Raw genomic sequence first — 16,313 nt, 5'->3', positions numbered from 1 at the left:
CCGCAGCTTACAACGCTGCGGCTTGAACTTCCTGTTAAGCAATCTTCCTTCTGAACATCGCATAAGCCGCGCTGCCGGTGGTAGCGGTGATCGCCAGCAATGGCCACAGGCTGTGCCAGATAATGCTGAAGCTGGCGTCCTTGAGGTAGATTTGCTTGGTAATATCGGTGAAGTGACGAATAGGGTTAGCCCAGGTGAGATGTTGCAGCCACACCGGCATGTTCTCTACTGGTGAAACATAGCCGGAAAGCAGGATCGCTGGCATCATAAACACGAACACGCCGATAAACGCCTGTTGCTGAGTGGCGCACAGCGACGAGATCAACAGCCCGAATCCCACCAGCGAAAGCCCGTAAATCAGCATGGTGGCGTAGAACAGCAACAGCGAACCGGCAAACGGGATCTGATAGGCAAAGATACCGATAAACAGCACGATCGACGCCTGAAAAGTGGCGACCACCAGCGCGGGCACCGCCTTGCCAATAAAGATCTGCCAGGTGGTCAGCGGCGACACCAGCAACTGCTCCAGCGTACCCTGCTCACGTTCACGCGCTACCGAAAGCGAAGTCACAATCAACACGCCGATGGTGGTGATCATCGCAATCAACGAAGGCACCACAAACCATTTGTAATCCAGATTCGGGTTATACCAGTTGCGCACCACCAGTTCGCTGTTGTTGGGCTTGGCGCGCCCGCCGATCAGCTCGTTCTGATAATCCTGCACAATCTGCTGCACATAGTTGGCGGCGATCTGCGCGCTGTTGGAGTTGCGGCCATCGAGGATCAACTGCAACGCTGCCGTATTACCACTGGCGATATCGCGCGAAAAGTTGGCCGGGAAGCGGATCAGCAGCAGCGCTTTCTGGTTATCGATGGTGGTTTTGATCTCTTGCGGGCTGCGTAGCAGCAGGACGTGCGAAAACGCTTTGGCTTTGGCAAAGCGCTGGGTCAGCTCGATCGATGCCTGGCCGCTGTCCTCGCTGTACACCGCAATGGTGGCATTGGTCACTTCCAGCGTGGCGGCGAACGGGAACAACAGCACCTGTAAGATCACCGGCATCACCAGAATGGCGCGGGTTTGCGGATCGCGCAGCAGCGACTGCATTTCTTTGACGATCAGTGTCCAGAGACGGTGAAACATATTCTCTCCTCAATCCAGCCGTCGCGGGGTTTTCCAGGCCGTCAGGCCGATAAACACCACCGCTGAAGCGATCAGAAACAGCAGGTTAACCAGTAGCACGCTGCCGATATTGCCTGCCAAAAACAGAGTTTGCAGCGTGCTGACAAAATAACGCGCCGGAATGACATAGGTCACCGCGCGAACCACGGCGGGCATGCTGTCGATCTGGAAAATAAAGCCGGAAAGCATAATTGACGGCAGAAAAGCGGCGTTCAGCGCCACCATTGCCGCGTTGAACTGGTTGCGGGTGATGGTGGAAATCAGCAGCCCCATGCCGAGCGTGCTGGCCAGGAACAGGCTGCTGATAACAAACAGGATCAGCAATGAACCCCGGTAGGGCACGCCGAGCACAAATACCGAAACCACCATGCACAGCACCATGGCGATCATGCCAAGGAAGTAATAAGGCACCAGCTTGGAGAGCAGCAGTTCACTGCGCGTCACCTGAGTGGACAGCAGTGCCTCCATGGTGCCGCGCTCCCATTCACGGGCGATCACCAGCGAAGTCAGGATCGCGCCAATCACCGTCATAATGATGGTGATCGCCCCAGGGATAATAAAGTGCTGGCTGATCGCCGCTGGGTTAAACCAGTAGCGCATCTGGATCTCAATCAACGGGGTTAATTGCTGCCCCCGATCGGTGGCGCGCTGTTGCTGCCAAATCTGCCAGACCCCTTGGGTATAGCCCTGTACAAAGTTGGCGGTATTGGGTTCGCTGCCGTCGGTAATCACCTGCAACGGCGCGCGATCGGACGGCCGTGCCATATGCTCGGCGAAGTCGTTCGGGATCACCACCAGCCCACGGATGCTGCCCGCCTGCATCATTTGCATCAGCTGCTGGCGGTTATCGCTGATGGTCGGTTCAATATAGGGAGAACCGGCAAAGGCATTGGCCAGATCGCGGGCTTCTTCACTGTGCTGTTCCAGCAGGATCCCCAAGCGCAGCTTGCTGGAGTCCAGATTGATGCCGTAACCGAAGATAAACAGCAACATCAGCGGGATGACGAAGGCGATCAGGCCGCTGCTCGGATCGCGCAGGATTTGCCGCGTTTCTTTCAGACACAGCGCGCGCAGGCGCCGCCAGGAAAAGCCGCTGTTATCGCTCATGACGTTTCCTCTCGGTCATAACCCTGTACCAGCTCGATAAACGCCTGTTCCATTGTAGGATTGGGGTTTTCGGCACTGGCGATCTGCTGTTTGAGTTCGTCCGGCGTACCGGCGGCGATAATCTTGCCGCGATATACCAGCCCGATGCGATCGCAGTATTCCGCCTCATCCATAAAGTGGGTGGTGACCATCACCGTGACGCCTTTATCCACCATACCGTTGATATGCAGCCAGAACTCGCGGCGGGTAAGGGGATCAACCCCGGAGGTGGGCTCATCAAGAAACAGAATATCCGGCTCATGCATCAGCGCGCAGGCCAGCGCCAGCCGCTGTTTGAAACCGAGCGGCAAAGAATCCGGCGCCTGGTTGAGGATCGGGCCGAAGTTGAAGGCGGTAGACATCTCGTTGATCTTATCGCGCTGCACCTTGCCGCTCAGGCCATACACGCCAGAGAAAAATTTCAGGTTCTGCGCCACCGTCAGGTTGCCGTACAGCGAGAACTTCTGCGCCATATAGCCCAGGTGCTGGCGCGCTTTGCCGGAGCTGGTTTTCAGATCCATCCCCAGCACCAGCGCTTTGCCGTCGCTCGGCACCAGCAGGCCGCACATCATCTTGAAGGTGGTGGACTTACCGGCCCCGTTGGGCCCAAGCAGGCCGAAGATTTCACCCCGTTGCACCTTGAAATCCACATGATCGGTAGCGGCAAAGTGGCCAAACCTTTTAGTTAATCCCTGCGCTTCAATCACCGTTTCCGAACTATCGCCCGCCACGGTGGGCATGATCTCCGCCAGCGCCGATTTGCTGCCTGGCCCGCCGCCGAGCAGATCGATAAACGCATCTTCAAAACGCGGATCTGCTTCAGTCAGTTCGGCAGTGGGTAGCTCCAGATCGCGTAATATCTGCTGGTGGTCTTCTCCCGGTTTCAGGATCAAACGCAGATATTTGCCCTGAATCACGCCATCGCTGACGGTAGGCAAACAGATCGCCTGTTGCAGCAGCGCACGGTGGCTGCCAGCCGGAACCTCGATCAGCACGGTGCGCCCGGCCATGCGTTGGGTAAGCTCCTGCGGCGCCCCGCTGAACAGCAATTCGCCCTCGTTCATCAGCAACACTTCGCGGCACTGTTCGGCTTCGTCCAGATACGAGGTGCTCCACAGGATCAGCATGCCGTCGTTGGCCAGTTCATGCACCATGCGCCACAGCTCGCGGCGCGATATCGGGTCGACCCCAACTCCGGGTTCGTCCAGTAACAGTACCTGCGGTTGGCCGAGCAGCGTACAGGCCAGCCCGAGTTTCTGCTTCATGCCGCCGGAAAGCTTGCCCGCCAAGCGTTCGGTAAAGCGGGTCAGATCGGTAAAGGTCAGCAGCCGTTCGAAGGTTTGTTTGCGCAGATCGCCGGTGACACCGCGCAGATCGGCATACAGCGTCAGGTTTTCCATCACTGTCAGATCTTCATACAGGCCAAATTTCTGCGGCATGTAGCCGAGAATGGCGTGCAGTTGGCGATCTTCTGCGATCGGATCCAGCCCGGCGACGCGCAGTTGGCCGCTGCTGGGTTTCAGCAATCCGGCCAGCATGCGCAACAGGGTGGTTTTGCCCGCGCCGTCGGGGCCGACCAGCCCGGTGACCGCGCCGCTGCGCAACGTCGTCGTCAGGCTGGCAACCGCCGGTTTGGTGAGTGACGGGAAGCGCTTCTCCAGCGCCACCAGTTCAATCGTGTGTGCCTGTTCCATCACCCTTCCTTACGGCTGTGTGAAACGGATGGTGACTGGCATGCCCTGGCGTAATGCATCGTCGGCATCGGTGACAATCACCCGCAGGCGATACACCAGATCGGTACGCAGATCCGGCGTTTCGACGCTTTTCGGGGTAAATTCGGCGGTGGGTGAAACAAAACCAATCTTGCCGTGATAGGGCTTGCCGGGGCGGCTGTCGGTATAAATGCTCAGTTCCGCCCCTGGAACCGCTTTGCCCAGGCTGGCTTCATTGATATAGGCGCGCACCCATACCGGTTCGGTCAGCGACAGGGTAAACACCGTGCTGCCGGCGGCGAGCATGGTGCCGGGTTCAACCGCACGGGTCAGGACGGTGCCAGCGGAGGGGGAAATCAGCGTGGTATCTTGCAGATTCAACTGCGCCTGTGCCAGTACCGCTTCGGTTTGCGCCAGATTGGCTCTGGCTTCGGCGATTTGCTGCGGGCGGTTACCGCTCAGGTATTGCACCAGTTTGTCTTTCGCCGCCTGTAGGTTGGCCTGTGCCTGATTGCGTAGGGTACGGGCGTCTTCCAACGCATCGGCGGAAGTGGCCTTTTTCGCCCACAAACCCTGCTGCCGCTGGAGGAAGCTATCGGCATAGTTGAAGGCCGAGAGACGCTGCGCCACTTCTGAGCGCACCTGGGCGATCTCTTCATCACGATAACCGGCCTGCAACAGCGCCAGCTTGGCGGTAGCGCTGGCGACGTTGGCCTGCGCCTGCTGTAATGCATTAAGGTTAGGGGCATCATCCAGTTTGCCGAGCAGTTGCCCCGGCTGCACGCTGTCTCCTTCGTCAACCGCCAGCGTGGCGAGCCGCCCGTCGACGCGGAAGCCCAGATTCACCGTGCGAATATCCACGTTACCGTACAGCGTCAGCGGTTTTTCCTGCTGCTGTTGGTAATGCCAGATGCCATAGGCGGCGGCAATTAACAGGATAACGATGCCAATAATGCCAATTCTTTTCTTGTTCATAATGCTTCCTGCCGGTTGCAGTGTGAAAGAAGGGGATTTATGCGCCGTAACCCTGGCGCAGCCCATTAGCCAAAATATCGATATGCTCGGCCAGCACGGCGCTGATTTGCGCGGCTTCTTCGCTGCCGATCTGCTGCCAGCCCGCCTGACGGCGCACGGTTTCACGCCCGACGCGGAACGACAACACCTCGCCAATCAGCGCATGGGTGTGCAGCACAATCTTGGTCGATTGCGCATCGAGGCCGGTATAGCCCGCCAGCAGGCGGCACAGCATCTGGTGCAAGGGCGCAATCACCTGCTGGTGGATCAGCGGATAAGCGTCGGTAGGGGAGAGCTGTTCGCGCGACATGATTTTGCTCAGGTTGAGCGTCTGCGGCTGAGTCATTAATTCACTGAAGTCCAGCAAGCCACGTTTGAGGTGGTACAGATACCGCTCCGGCGGGCGCTGTGGCGCTGATAATAGCCAGAAATCTTCAACTTCCTGGCTTTGCGTGCGGAAAGTTTGCTGAATAAAATCGGCGATCCACTGTGCCACCGCCAGATACAAACCCTCTTTCGAGTTAAAATAATAGGTAATGGCAGCAATGTTCTGCCCGGCGCGCTGGGCGATTTCCCGCGTTGTGGCCCCTTGAAGGCCGTATTCGCCGAACACTTCAATAGCGGCCGCGAGCAGTTGTTGGCGCGCCTGTTCACCGCGAGCCCGGCTGGGAGTGTGTTGATTTTCCGTTGATGGCATGACTGACTCACAAAAGTTAATCATATGATTGATTAACTTTAGGCCCGGCAGTACGGAATGTAAACAGCAGTTTGGCCTTATTGCTGGATCGCTGACTCTTATTACGCAAAATTACTTCTTTTTGTTCGATTTCTGTTACAATCAGCCGCTTGGTGCACTGCAGTTTGTGCCAATCCCTCGTGGTATGCCGAGGTTGTGCCGCAAACAAAAACGCGAGCACCGCCTTATGCCCCGTCTGATCATCCTCCCAGGAAACTGCACCGAACATTGTTAGGTTAGGGGGGATCTGGAGTTTTTCTCTACTATGTCATTTGAAAACCTCGGCTTAAGTGCCGAAATTCTGCGCGCTGTTGAAGAACAGGGCTATCGCGAACCTACGCCAATTCAACGTCAGGCAATCCCTGTCGTCTTGGAAGGTCGTGACCTGATGGCCAGCGCCCAGACCGGCACCGGTAAAACCGCTGGTTTTACCCTGCCGCTGTTGCAGTTGCTGAGCAAGCATGATCACCCGATCAAAGGCCGCCGCCCGGTGCGTGCGCTGATCCTGACGCCAACCCGCGAGTTGGCTGCACAGATCGGCGAAAACGTCGAGTCCTACAGTAAACACCTGCGCTTGCGTTCGCTGGTGGTGTTTGGTGGCGTGAGCATCAACCCGCAGATGATGAAGCTGCGCGGCGGCGTCGATATTCTGGTGGCAACACCGGGCCGCCTGCTGGATCTGGAACATCAGAACGCGGTTGATCTGTCCAAAATTGAAATTCTGGTGCTGGATGAAGCGGACCGCATGCTGGATATGGGCTTTATCCATGATATCCGCCGCGTGCTGTCCAAGCTGCCCGCGAAGCGCCAGAACCTGCTGTTCTCCGCGACCTTCTCCGATGAGATCAAAGGGCTGGCCAGCAAACTGCTGCACAACCCGGCGTCGGTGGAAGTGGCTCGCCGTAACACCGCTTCTGAGCAGATCGAGCAGAGCGTTCACTTTGTGGATAAAAAGCGCAAGCGTGAACTGCTTTCCCAGATGATTGGCGAAGGTGATTGGAAGCAGGTGCTGGTATTTAACCGTACCAAACATGGCGCGAACCATCTGGCTGAACAGCTGAATAAAGATGGCATCACCGCTGCGGCTATCCATGGCAACAAAAGCCAAGGGGCACGTACGCGTGCGCTGGCCGACTTTAAAGACGGCAAAATCCGCGTGCTGGTGGCGACCGATATTGCCGCGCGCGGTCTGGATATCGATCAGTTGCCACACGTGGTGAACTACGAGTTGCCAAACGTGCCGGAAGATTACGTGCACCGCATTGGCCGTACCGGCCGTGCCGAATGCACCGGCGAAGCGATTTCGCTGGTGTGCGTGGATGAACACAAACTGCTGCGTGATATCGAACGCCTGCTGAAGCGTGAAATCCCGCGTATTGCCCTGCCGGGTTATGAGCCGGATCCGTCGATTAAGGCGGAGCCGATCATCAACGGGCGTCAGGGCGGTGGCCGTGGTGCGCCAAATAGCGGCGGTCAGCGTGCGAGTCACGGTGGTCAACGCACGGGTAACGCCGGTGGTCAACGCGAAAATCGCGGTGGCGGCAGCGCCCGCCCGCAGGGTGATGGCAAGCCGCGTTCTGGAGCGCCTGCGCGCCGTCCGCGTAGCCGTAAACCGGGCGAGTAAGCCTAAAAAAGCCGCTATTTATTGGCGGCTAATAAGAGAACACCTACACCCTGTGAGCGCCATGCTGACAGGGTGTTTTTCTTTCTGCATCCGTCAGCAATATGGTGGGCCGTACCGGGGTATTTTCAAGGTTTTTGATGCGCCGAATTGTACTATAGGTAACAATAATACGCTTTTGCTCGGTTTCTGGCGGCCCTTACGTGCAGGTTATAAGACAGAGAAACAGATGATAAAACTCACTCGTTTATGTATTCGGCACGGGCTATTGCTGTTGGGCATTTTATTGCTGGCAGGATGTGCGCGTTCAGACGCTTTGTGGGGTGTGGTGGATAAGCTCTGCATGGTGAATTATCAGCAAAAGCACAGTCCCGCTCCTTGCCAGCAGATTTATCTGCCCCCAGGCCAAGGCAAAGAGCAGGGGTTCAGCGTTATCCAAAACCCGCGTTATCCCTTTCATTTTATTCTTGTTCCCACCACACCGTTATCGGGTATTGAGAGCCCTCAGCTTTTGATGGATGGGCGCACGGATTACTTTGGCTACGCTTGGTTGATGCGCCACCTGTTAACGTCCGAATATGGCCAGCCAGTGCCCGAGGATAGGTTGGGAATGGCGATCAATTCGGCTTATGGCCGCAGTCAGAATCAGTTGCATATTCACCTGACCTGCCTGCGTGAAGATGTCTACCGCCAGCTTCAGGCTGAGCGTCCTTATATACAGGATAACTGGTCGCCATTGCCTGATAAGTTATTGCGGCATACCTATTACGCGCGTCGGGTGGTACAACCGGCGGCGATGGGGATTTACCCGATCCAATCCGTAGCCAGTTATTTTCATTTGTCGCCGCAGCAGTTAGCAGAGTACGGCGTAGCCTTGGTGCCAACCCAGTTCTCTGGGCAAAAAGGTTTTATCCTGCTGACCACAAAACGCGGTTGGGATAGCGGCAACCGTGCGTCGGTAGAGTCACTGCTGGATAAGAAGTGCGCAATTTTACCGCGTTAACACTATTTTATCGCCGCCAGATTAGGCTGTTTATGGGCTCGGTATATACCCAGCAACGGGGATAGATAGCCAGGCAAGATATCACAGGGATCTCGCCAGAAGGCTTGTCTGACGCCGCCTTTCGCCCGTATCATGGCGCGTCTTTTTTTGCTGGGGTAGTCATGCGCGTATTTTTAGCTCCGATGGAGGGGGGGGGCTCGACTCTCTGGTGCGGGTTAAATTATTGGACCAGTATCCGAAATGACTGGCAGAAAAAACTGTTCGTGCGGTGGCGTTTGGGGCTTACAACGCTGAGCTGCGATTAAACAAAAATTATGTAGCGTAAATGAGATAGTTGCTAGGTCGATAATAAAACTTCACTTAAGATTTCGTTATTAATTTTCAATAAGATTTGGCATAGTCTATAGAATCATTTAGTTTCGTTCTGATTAATTTGATAGAGATTTCAGAAGGTGGAGTTTTTATGGATATAGCATTATGTACTCAAGATAGCAAAGAGTGGGAAATAGAAGCTTTCTGTAGATTACCTGAAGCGCAACTACAAGCAATGCGTCGGAGCTTGATTTGTACTGAATGTCTTGGGAATGCTTGGTACAGAAAATCAAGTTATGGTAATAATTCACCTCATTTTTGTGCACATCATGAAGAGAATTGTTCTTTTTCAACTTGTTATGAAGTCGTTGGCGAAGGAGATGGAGGTGATGGTGTTCCGGCATCTGACCCTGATAGTGGTATAGTCCTGAATCTTGACCAAGAAAAAAATTATCACATAGACGTAAAAGCGTTCGATTCAAGTGTTCGAGATTCTACAGGTCAACAACGATCAGGACAACAAGTGATTAATGGTGGTGGAGTGAAGTTCCCCGCTCATTTGACATTAAAAAATGTTCTATACAAATTAGTTAGATCACATTCACCCTATTTCTCTGAGCAAGAAATAATTGTCCGTGATGAAAACTTCAAAGATCTCCCTAAAAAGGCTAATGAGCTTTTTGTTGAATTCAAAAGTGTAATGCCTTGGCTGGATCGCCATAAGAGGATATTTTGGGGGTTCATAAGTGATGCTCGCCAGACTCGAGATGGTAAAATCTGGCTAAACGCTGGCAATATAAAGTCAGGGCTAAGTATATCAATTAATCCTGAGATTAATAAGGAATTTAAAGAATACTTTAAGATTGATGATTCACTTGACTCTTTAGCTGGTTGCCATGCCCTAATATTAGGGACCTGCTATTATGCAGGGTCTGGAAAACCCATTATATGGTGTTCGAATATAAATTATATTGTACTAAGAAGATATAATTTCATAAATAATTAATTTTTTGGAGATGGGTATGGCTGCAAATAAATTCTCGCTAAAAAATGGACGGTTGGTGGAGGATTTTGAGAGTTTTATTAATGAGGAGGAAAGTGGTGTATGGAGTGATATTATTTATTTACCTGATTTTTTTGGGGGCGAGGAGCGTTCACCGAGAATTTTTAGGGATAGAGAGTTTCTACGTGTCTCTTTTAAAAGTAAGTGTATAAAAAATGTTAGATTTATAAATTGTACATTTAAAGAATGCTTGCTAATGGGGGCTCTGATAGAGAATTGTGATTTTAATGAGTGTAAATTTATTGATACGAATACTGCAAAGATAAAAATAAATAGATGCTTGATTGATCCTATTTCTTTTAGTAAGAATTTTGATTTTAAAAATGATGCTAATATTGCAATAGATCTCTATCATGAACTTTATAAAAATTCAAGGAATGAAAGCCAGCCCTCATACGCTAGTGAAAGTTTATATATGATGAAGGTTGCTGAAGGATGTAATTTAGACTACAAGCTTAAGGAGGGTAAAATAAGCTTGTTTGATTATCTTAAAAAAAGATTTTCTGGTTTGATTTATAAAGTCACCTCAGGTTATGGATTGAAAATTAATAGGATATTCTACACTCTTATTTTTGTCATAATCTTAATCGCGGGTGTTAATTTTATCTATAGCGCCCACTTTTTTAAGACTGGAGTTGTAAATAGCTATTTAGATTCACTTTATTTTACATGTGTAACAATCACTACTTTAGGTTATGGGGATATCTACCCCGTAACATCAATTGGTCGAGTCGCTATTATCTTTGAATCTTTGCTTGGATTTGTCATGATGTCATTATTTGTTAGTGCATTCATCAATAAAGTATTAAGGAGTTGATAATGTTTGCAATAGCAAATTTTGGTTCAAAAATAAGAAACATATCAGATGAATACAGTGACAATGATTTATTGATCGTTTGTAATGATGAGGAAAGAGAAGGCTTATATAAATACTATAGTAATATGGGGTACAGTGTATCGCTGTTTTCAAAGAGACAACTTTACTTCATGAGAAAAAGAGGGTCTCTTTTTCTTCAGCATATAAAGAGAGACGCTGAAATATTTTTTGATAAAGATGGTTTTTTTGAGGATTTTATCAATGGTTGTGAGTTAAAAGCACCTGAAATAGATGAGATTATGCGCTGCGAGTCTACAATTTCTTTTATTGCATCACTGCCAGATGATGAAAAAATCAATGGGTGGAAATCTGATTTTTTATATTGTACATCAAGGGATTACTTGATAAAAAAATTAGCTTTGGAAAATGATTTGGCTTTTGGTATTGATGAGATAATAAGTAAGTTAAAATTAAAGTTTAAATTAAAAGAAATAGAGACTGACCAATTAAAATGCTTGAGGCGTGAGAAATCTATATATAGAAAATCTATCTTTGGATTTTCATCTTATTGCAGTCATGATGTGATTTCTGAGTGGGTTAATATTTTACATGATAGATTTGAAATAGAAAAACCTAAGAATAATTTAGGGCTTTTATCAAGTATTAGCAACCGAGAGATATGTTCATCATATGAGGGGTTAAGGTGTTTAGAGGCCGTATATTTGCTGGCTAGACATAGAGGAATATATCATGTAATGGATGAGAAAATAATGAGAATTATTCAGTCACCTAATTTATATAGATCTCTTCAAAGAAATAAAAATGGAATAATTAAAAAATTAATTTTTGAGATAATAAATATGTTACAATTAGAAGATAGTATTAGGTCATGATAAAAATAAAATGAAAGTATTTTTAGCTCCGATGGAGGGGGTTCTCGACTCTCTGGTGCGGGAATTGCTCACCGAGGTGAACGATTACGATCTCTGCATCACCGAATTTCTGCGCGTGGTCGATCAACTGTTGCCCGCAAAATCCTTCTATCGCCTCTGCCCCGAGCTTGAACATGCCAGCCGCACGCCTTCGGGTACGCTGGTTCGTGTGCAACTGCTCGGCCAATACCCACAATGGCTGGCGGAAAATGCCGCTCGCGCCGTAGAGCTGGGTTCGTACGGTGTCGATCTGAACTGTGGTTGCCCTTCAAAGCATGTCAACGGCAGCGGCGGCGGTGCCACCTTGCTGAAAGATCCTGAACTGATTTACCAAGGGGCCAAAGCGATGCGCGCTGCGGTGCCCGCCCATTTACCGGTTTCGGTCAAAGTGCGCTTGGGGTGGGATTCGAACAGCCGTAGCTTTGAAATCGCTGACGCGGTGCAACAGGCCGGAGCCACCGAACTGGCGGTGCATGGGCGTACCAAAGAGGATGGTTATCAGGCCGATCGCATCAACTGGCCCGCTATCGGTGAGATCCGCCAGCGGCTGTCTATTCCGGTGATCGCCAACGGTGAAATCTGGGATTACCAGAGTGCGCAGGATTGTATGCAGATAACCGGCTGTGATGCGGTGATGCTGGGGCGCGGTGCGCTGAACCTGCCTAACCTGAGCCGGATGGTGAAATACAACGAGCCGCGCATGCCGTGGCCGCAGGTGGTGCAGTTGCTGCAAAAATACGTTCATCTGGAAAAGCAGGGCGATACCGGTTTGTATCACGTGGCGCGTATCAAACAGTGGCTGGGCTATCTACGCAAAGAGTATCAGGAGGCCAGCGAATTATTTGCTGAGATCCGTGCGCTTAAAACCTCAGGTGACATCGCGCGGGCAATTAACCGGGCGAACTGAGCGGTTTACCCTTGATCATAAACGGCGCACCCATTGCGGTAGCGCAGCGGCGAAACGTTCATTTTATTACGGAAGAAGCGGCTGAATGCGGCCTGAGATGAAAAGCCGAGCAGTTCGCTGATATCGCTGAGGGTCAGGCTACGCTGTTGCAGCAGGCGGCAAGCCTCTTCCATTTTGGTTTGCTGTGCCAACTCGGTAAAGTTCTGGCCTTCATGCTGCAACTTGCGTTGCAGCGTCCAGCGCGGCATCGACATCTTTTGGCAAATCAGCGTGATCTCATTGGCCGGATTGAGCTGGTGCAATGTTGGATTCTGGTAATGTGCTCTAAGGCAGTTTTTCACCTGTAGAGTGAGTGGGGCAGCGTTGCTGGTAAGGGTGTTGATCTCGCTGTCGGCGGCTTTCTGGATAGTCTCGAACAGTTTGCGGTTATAAAAATCATAAGGCCTGTCGATATTTTGCTTGCTGAAGGTGAGGGTGTTGCGCGCGGCATTCATCTGGCAACTGAAACCCAATAGTGATGACAGTTGCTGAGCTTGCCTTGAATTGGAGCAGGTGCCTTTCAGCGTAACCTGAATCGAAGCGTAAGTTTGCCGATCGTAGTGGCCGATGAGTTCCGCCAGAATAATAAAATTGCCCAATGGCGATGCCAGCGAGGCGCTCAGTATTTCCGGGCCGCTGTTGTGGTATTCCAGCATCAGTTGCTCATCATTTTCATAGACTTGAATATGGTCGGTCTGCCCAATGATATCGCGGTATTTCAGGTAATTTGCCACCCCTTGGCGTAGGCTGCGGCTGTTGGTCAACAGCGAAGACAAGGTGCCCCAGGAACGGAAAATATCCGTTAGGGCGAAATCCGGCTGATAGTCGTTAAACAGGAATTCACGCTTTTCTTCCACCAGAATCATCAGGCGATAGTGCTGTGCCGCAGAAATCCGGCTATCTGACTGGGTGAGCTCATAGGGGGAGATCCCGGTGCGGTGGTGGATCAACGCTGCGGGTACGTCATGCTGTTGCAGAAAGGAAAACAGAAATCGGGAAACAATATTGGAAACCGTTTTGCTGTTACTCATGCTGTTATTCCGCTATCCATGGCAAAGAGTGAAATACCCAAGGGTATTTCACTCTTATCATCAAGTTATGTGCTGAGCAAGCGCCTATTTCGCAACCTGAATTTGTGCAATCTCCTCCACGCTGCTGGCAGATGAACCCAGATATACGGCGCGCTGGCCGCTAGCAACCTGCCATTGTGCGGTGTTGACATCCCAATAAGACAGCGCGCGTTTTGCGATCGGTATCGTTACTTTGGTGGATTCCCCGGCGGCCAATTTCACCTTACTGAACCCGGCCAACGCTTTTTTCGCCATCGGCACCGCTGGGGTGGCTGGGGCACCTAAGTAAACCTGTGGAACATCCACACCGGCGGCTGCCCCGGTATTGGTGACCGAGAAGCTGACGCTATAGCCGTCTGCGGTAGCGGTCACGGTCGGTTCGCTATAGGAGAATTGGGTGTAAGACAAGCCATGGCCGAACGCGAAACGCGGGGCAACGCTGTGTTGATCGTACCAGCGATAGCCAACAAATATCCCCTCTTCGTAAGTCACAGTGCCGTCTACGCCAGGGAAACTTTGCGGCTCGTTGGCTGGGGTATAGTCTGCCAGTTTGAACGGTATTGAGATTGGCAAACGCCCACCCGGTGATGCCTGACCAAACAGGATCTCCGCCGTAGCATCGGCCCCTTCCTGGCCGGGATACCACATGTTCAGCAGCGCGGCAGGTTTGTGCGCACCATCCAACCAAGGCATCTCAATGGATGAACCGACGTTCAATACCACCACGGTATTTGGGTTGGCTTCGACCACCGCCTGGATCAGCGCATCCTGATCTTCGGGGAGGTTGAGCGAATCAATCAGGTCTTTCCCTTCGTTACCTTCGGTATAGGCAAATAGCACCACGTTTGAGGCACTTTTGGCCGCGTTAACGGCATCGTCAAACCGCTGTTGTTTCAACTCCGGGGTCATCCAGGCCAGCCTGAAGCTGGTGGGTTTCAGCGGGTCGGCCAGATCGGTGGCAAAGTCACTGCCAACGCCTGGGATGGCGGTGATGGTAATCGGCTGCGGCACGCCTGCCTCAAGGTGGATTTTATAACCCGCCCATTGCAGCCCATCGCGGGTGGAGATCAGCGAGATATCGGCAAAAGAAATCGAACTGCTGTTGGCAATACCGATCTGCGGGTTGCCATTCTGATCGCCGGTACCGATTTTCAGGCTGGCACCGCCATTTTTCACCTGAATCTTCAGCTCATACTCGCCGGTGGTCGGTGCCGTCAGGTTACCGGACCAGGTGATCACTTGCTTGCCGTTGGGGGCCAACGGGTTGAGATTGGCGGTGGTGAAGTCAAGCGCGTTGTCGACGCTGCCATCATCCCTCAACAGCCCTGGTTGCCCCTGATCGTGGCTCAGTGCGGATGCCGGAATGGCGATGCCGTCGAGATCAACACCGGGCTGATAGCTGACCTGCCCGCTGGAAAGCCGTTCCTCAATCGAGGCGAGCGGTGCTTTCATATTTAGCGGCTTAACGCGCGAACTGCCACCGCCGCCATAGTTAAGGCTGGCGGCCGTTTGGCCAATCACCGCCAACGACGTGATGCTTTTTGCCTGAAGCGGCAGCGCGTTGTTGTCGTTGACCAACAACACGGCGCCATCAATGGCGGTTTCTTTGGCGATAACGCTGTTCTGATCTTTCAACTGATCGATGGTTTTCTTGGCCGGTGGCGTGCCATCCAGCAAATGGAATTTATCCATCTGGGTCAGGATGCGGTATACCGCTTTATCGACGGTAGCGACCGGCATCTCCTTATTCTGTACGGCATCAATCAGCAGGGTGCCGAACATATTGCCCCCCGGCATTTCCATATCCAGACCGGCACTCAGCGGGGCTGGCGTCAGCGCTTCCAGGCCTTGTAACCCCGGCAGCACGGCGGCGTACCAATCCGTCATCACAAAGCCGTCGTATTTCCACTGGGTGCGCAGAATATCCGTCAGCAGCGTCTTGTTGGCGCAGGCGTAATCGCTGTTTTTGCCGTCGATGGCCAGGCGGTTGTAGGAGCACATAAAGGAAGCCACCCCGGCGTTAACCCCCTGTTCAAAGGCTGGCAGATAAATCTCGCGCATCGTGCGTTCATCAACGATGGTGTTGATGGTCATACGATCGGTTTCCTGATTGTTGGCCGCGAAGTGCTTAATGGTGGCCATCACTCCTTGATTCTGAATGCCGGTAATCTCTGCGCTGGCCATTTCTCCGGCCAGCAGCGGGTCTTCACCGAAGGTCTCAAAGTTACGGCCGCCTCCCGGAATTCTGACGATATTGACCATCGGGGCCAGCAGCACATCCTGATCGATCGCGCGGGCTTCCGCGCCGATGGCCGCGCCGTATTGCTTGGCAAGCTCTGGGTTAAAACTGGCGGCAAGCGAGACAGGGGCGGGCATCGCAGTGGTCAAGCCTTTGGTGTAGCGCGCCCCTGCGGGGCCGTCGGTGAGCCGTAATGGTGGGATATTGAGCCGGGGCACGCCAGGAATAAAGCCGACGTTGGCTTTGTTTTCCGGGTCACCAAAGTCCGACATATCAAAGCCTTTAACCAATCCGTGCAGGAACGAGGTTTTCTCTTCCAGCGTCATTTGCGCCAGCAAGCGCTCAATTTTATCGCCGTTTTGCGAAGTACTGGAGCTGTTGTCGCACCCAGCGAGGGTTAATGCAGAGAAACAGAGTAGCCCAGACAGGAGTTTCAGCGTTTTTTTATCCGGGTGATTCATGCAGTTAATTGATTTTTTCATATTTCTTTCCATGAATTCAGGTGGGAGGTTTGTTTAAAAC

Annotated in this window: 13 protein-coding genes; 6 read left to right on the top strand and 7 right to left on the bottom strand. The window is 52.0% G+C overall.

Annotated elements, in window-relative coordinates:
* Positions 1 to 34: 34 nt before the first annotated feature.
* From ACX1CU_RS16570 to cecR, 5 genes are read right to left on the bottom strand one after another with little or no spacing between them, the layout of a single operon-like run.
* The gene (locus tag ACX1CU_RS16570; protein ID WP_459399367.1) at positions 35 to 1,141 is read right to left on the bottom strand and encodes an ABC transporter permease; all 1,107 of its coding nucleotides are present in this window, start codon (positions 1,139 to 1,141) and stop codon (positions 35 to 37) included.
* Between the two features lie 9 nt (positions 1,142 to 1,150).
* The gene (locus ACX1CU_RS16565; RefSeq protein WP_459399366.1) at positions 1,151 to 2,287 is read right to left on the bottom strand and encodes an ABC transporter permease; all 1,137 of its coding nucleotides are present in this window, start codon (positions 2,285 to 2,287) and stop codon (positions 1,151 to 1,153) included.
* Positions 2,284 to 4,020, bottom strand: a complete 1,737-nt coding sequence (locus tag ACX1CU_RS16560) for an ATP-binding cassette domain-containing protein (RefSeq protein ID WP_459399365.1) — start codon at positions 4,018 to 4,020, stop codon at positions 2,284 to 2,286. Before ACX1CU_RS16560 ends, ACX1CU_RS16565 begins: the two co-directional genes overlap by 4 nt.
* A gap of 9 nt (positions 4,021 to 4,029) precedes the next feature.
* Complete coding sequence (hlyD, locus tag ACX1CU_RS16555; RefSeq protein WP_459399364.1) at positions 4,030 to 5,013, bottom strand: secretion protein HlyD; 984 nt, start codon at positions 5,011 to 5,013, stop codon at positions 4,030 to 4,032.
* Between the two features lie 37 nt (positions 5,014 to 5,050).
* The gene (gene cecR, locus ACX1CU_RS16550) at positions 5,051 to 5,749 is read right to left on the bottom strand and encodes a transcriptional regulator CecR (protein WP_459399363.1); all 699 of its coding nucleotides are present in this window, start codon (positions 5,747 to 5,749) and stop codon (positions 5,051 to 5,053) included.
* A gap of 304 nt (positions 5,750 to 6,053) precedes the next feature.
* Here cecR and rhlE point away from each other — a divergent pair, with 304 nt between their 5' ends.
* The 6 genes from rhlE to dusC all read left to right on the top strand — a co-directional run bounded on the left by rhlE (position 6,054) and on the right by dusC (position 12,443).
* A complete protein-coding gene (rhlE, locus tag ACX1CU_RS16545; protein WP_459399362.1) occupies positions 6,054 to 7,412 on the top strand; it encodes an ATP-dependent RNA helicase RhlE in 1,359 nt (452 codons plus the stop codon).
* 226 nt (positions 7,413 to 7,638) lie between these two features.
* Entirely contained in the window at positions 7,639 to 8,412 is a 774-nt protein-coding gene (locus tag ACX1CU_RS16540; protein ID WP_459399361.1) for a CDP-diacylglycerol diphosphatase, read from the top strand.
* Positions 8,413 to 8,875: 463 nt separating this feature from the next.
* On the top strand, positions 8,876 to 9,730 hold the full coding sequence (locus ACX1CU_RS16535) for a hypothetical protein (RefSeq protein WP_459399360.1): 855 nt from the start codon (positions 8,876 to 8,878) through the stop codon (positions 9,728 to 9,730).
* A 16-nt stretch (positions 9,731 to 9,746) separates the two neighbouring features.
* A complete protein-coding gene (locus ACX1CU_RS16530; protein WP_459399359.1) occupies positions 9,747 to 10,604 on the top strand; it encodes an ion channel in 858 nt (285 codons plus the stop codon).
* 2 nt (positions 10,605 to 10,606) lie between these two features.
* The gene (locus ACX1CU_RS16525; protein ID WP_459399358.1) at positions 10,607 to 11,497 is read left to right on the top strand and encodes a hypothetical protein; all 891 of its coding nucleotides are present in this window, start codon (positions 10,607 to 10,609) and stop codon (positions 11,495 to 11,497) included.
* A gap of 10 nt (positions 11,498 to 11,507) precedes the next feature.
* A complete protein-coding gene (dusC, locus tag ACX1CU_RS16520) occupies positions 11,508 to 12,443 on the top strand; it encodes a tRNA dihydrouridine(16) synthase DusC (protein WP_459399357.1) in 936 nt (311 codons plus the stop codon).
* Between the two features lie 5 nt (positions 12,444 to 12,448).
* Here the strand turns inward: dusC and ACX1CU_RS16515 are convergent, their stop codons facing one another.
* Positions 12,449 to 13,513: an AraC family transcriptional regulator gene (locus ACX1CU_RS16515; protein WP_459399356.1), complete on the bottom strand. Its 1,065-nt coding sequence runs from the start codon at positions 13,511 to 13,513 to the stop codon at positions 12,449 to 12,451.
* An 84-nt stretch (positions 13,514 to 13,597) separates the two neighbouring features.
* The gene (locus ACX1CU_RS16510; RefSeq protein ID WP_459399355.1) at positions 13,598 to 16,273 is read right to left on the bottom strand and encodes a beta-glucosidase; all 2,676 of its coding nucleotides are present in this window, start codon (positions 16,271 to 16,273) and stop codon (positions 13,598 to 13,600) included.
* Positions 16,274 to 16,313: the final 40 nt, after the last annotated feature.

It is taken from the genome of Serratia sp. D1N4, assembly GCF_054552755.1.
This window is presented reverse-complemented; position numbering and strand designations above follow the sequence as displayed.

Bases quoted from the DNA above. Each gene is read 5' to 3' on its own strand.
- ACX1CU_RS16540 (WP_459399361.1), top strand. From the start codon at position 7,639: ATGATAAAACTCACTCGTTTATGTATTCGGCACGGGCTATTGCTGTTG.
- cecR (WP_459399363.1), bottom strand. From the start codon at position 5,749: ATGCCATCAACGGAAAATCAACACACTCCCAGCCGGGCTCGCGGTGAA.
- dusC (WP_459399357.1), top strand. From the start codon at position 11,508: ATGAAAGTATTTTTAGCTCCGATGGAGGGGGTTCTCGACTCTCTGGTG.
- hlyD (WP_459399364.1), bottom strand. From the start codon at position 5,013: ATGAACAAGAAAAGAATTGGCATTATTGGCATCGTTATCCTGTTAATT.
- ACX1CU_RS16565 (WP_459399366.1), bottom strand. From the start codon at position 2,287: ATGAGCGATAACAGCGGCTTTTCCTGGCGGCGCCTGCGCGCGCTGTGT.
- ACX1CU_RS16510 (WP_459399355.1), bottom strand. From the start codon at position 16,273: ATGAAAAAATCAATTAACTGCATGAATCACCCGGATAAAAAAACGCTG.
- ACX1CU_RS16525 (WP_459399358.1), top strand. From the start codon at position 10,607: ATGTTTGCAATAGCAAATTTTGGTTCAAAAATAAGAAACATATCAGAT.
- ACX1CU_RS16515 (WP_459399356.1), bottom strand. From the start codon at position 13,513: ATGAGTAACAGCAAAACGGTTTCCAATATTGTTTCCCGATTTCTGTTT.
- ACX1CU_RS16535 (WP_459399360.1), top strand. From the start codon at position 8,876: ATGGATATAGCATTATGTACTCAAGATAGCAAAGAGTGGGAAATAGAA.
- ACX1CU_RS16570 (WP_459399367.1), bottom strand. From the start codon at position 1,141: ATGTTTCACCGTCTCTGGACACTGATCGTCAAAGAAATGCAGTCGCTG.
- ACX1CU_RS16530 (WP_459399359.1), top strand. From the start codon at position 9,747: ATGGCTGCAAATAAATTCTCGCTAAAAAATGGACGGTTGGTGGAGGAT.
- ACX1CU_RS16560 (WP_459399365.1), bottom strand. From the start codon at position 4,020: ATGGAACAGGCACACACGATTGAACTGGTGGCGCTGGAGAAGCGCTTC.
- rhlE (WP_459399362.1), top strand. From the start codon at position 6,054: ATGTCATTTGAAAACCTCGGCTTAAGTGCCGAAATTCTGCGCGCTGTT.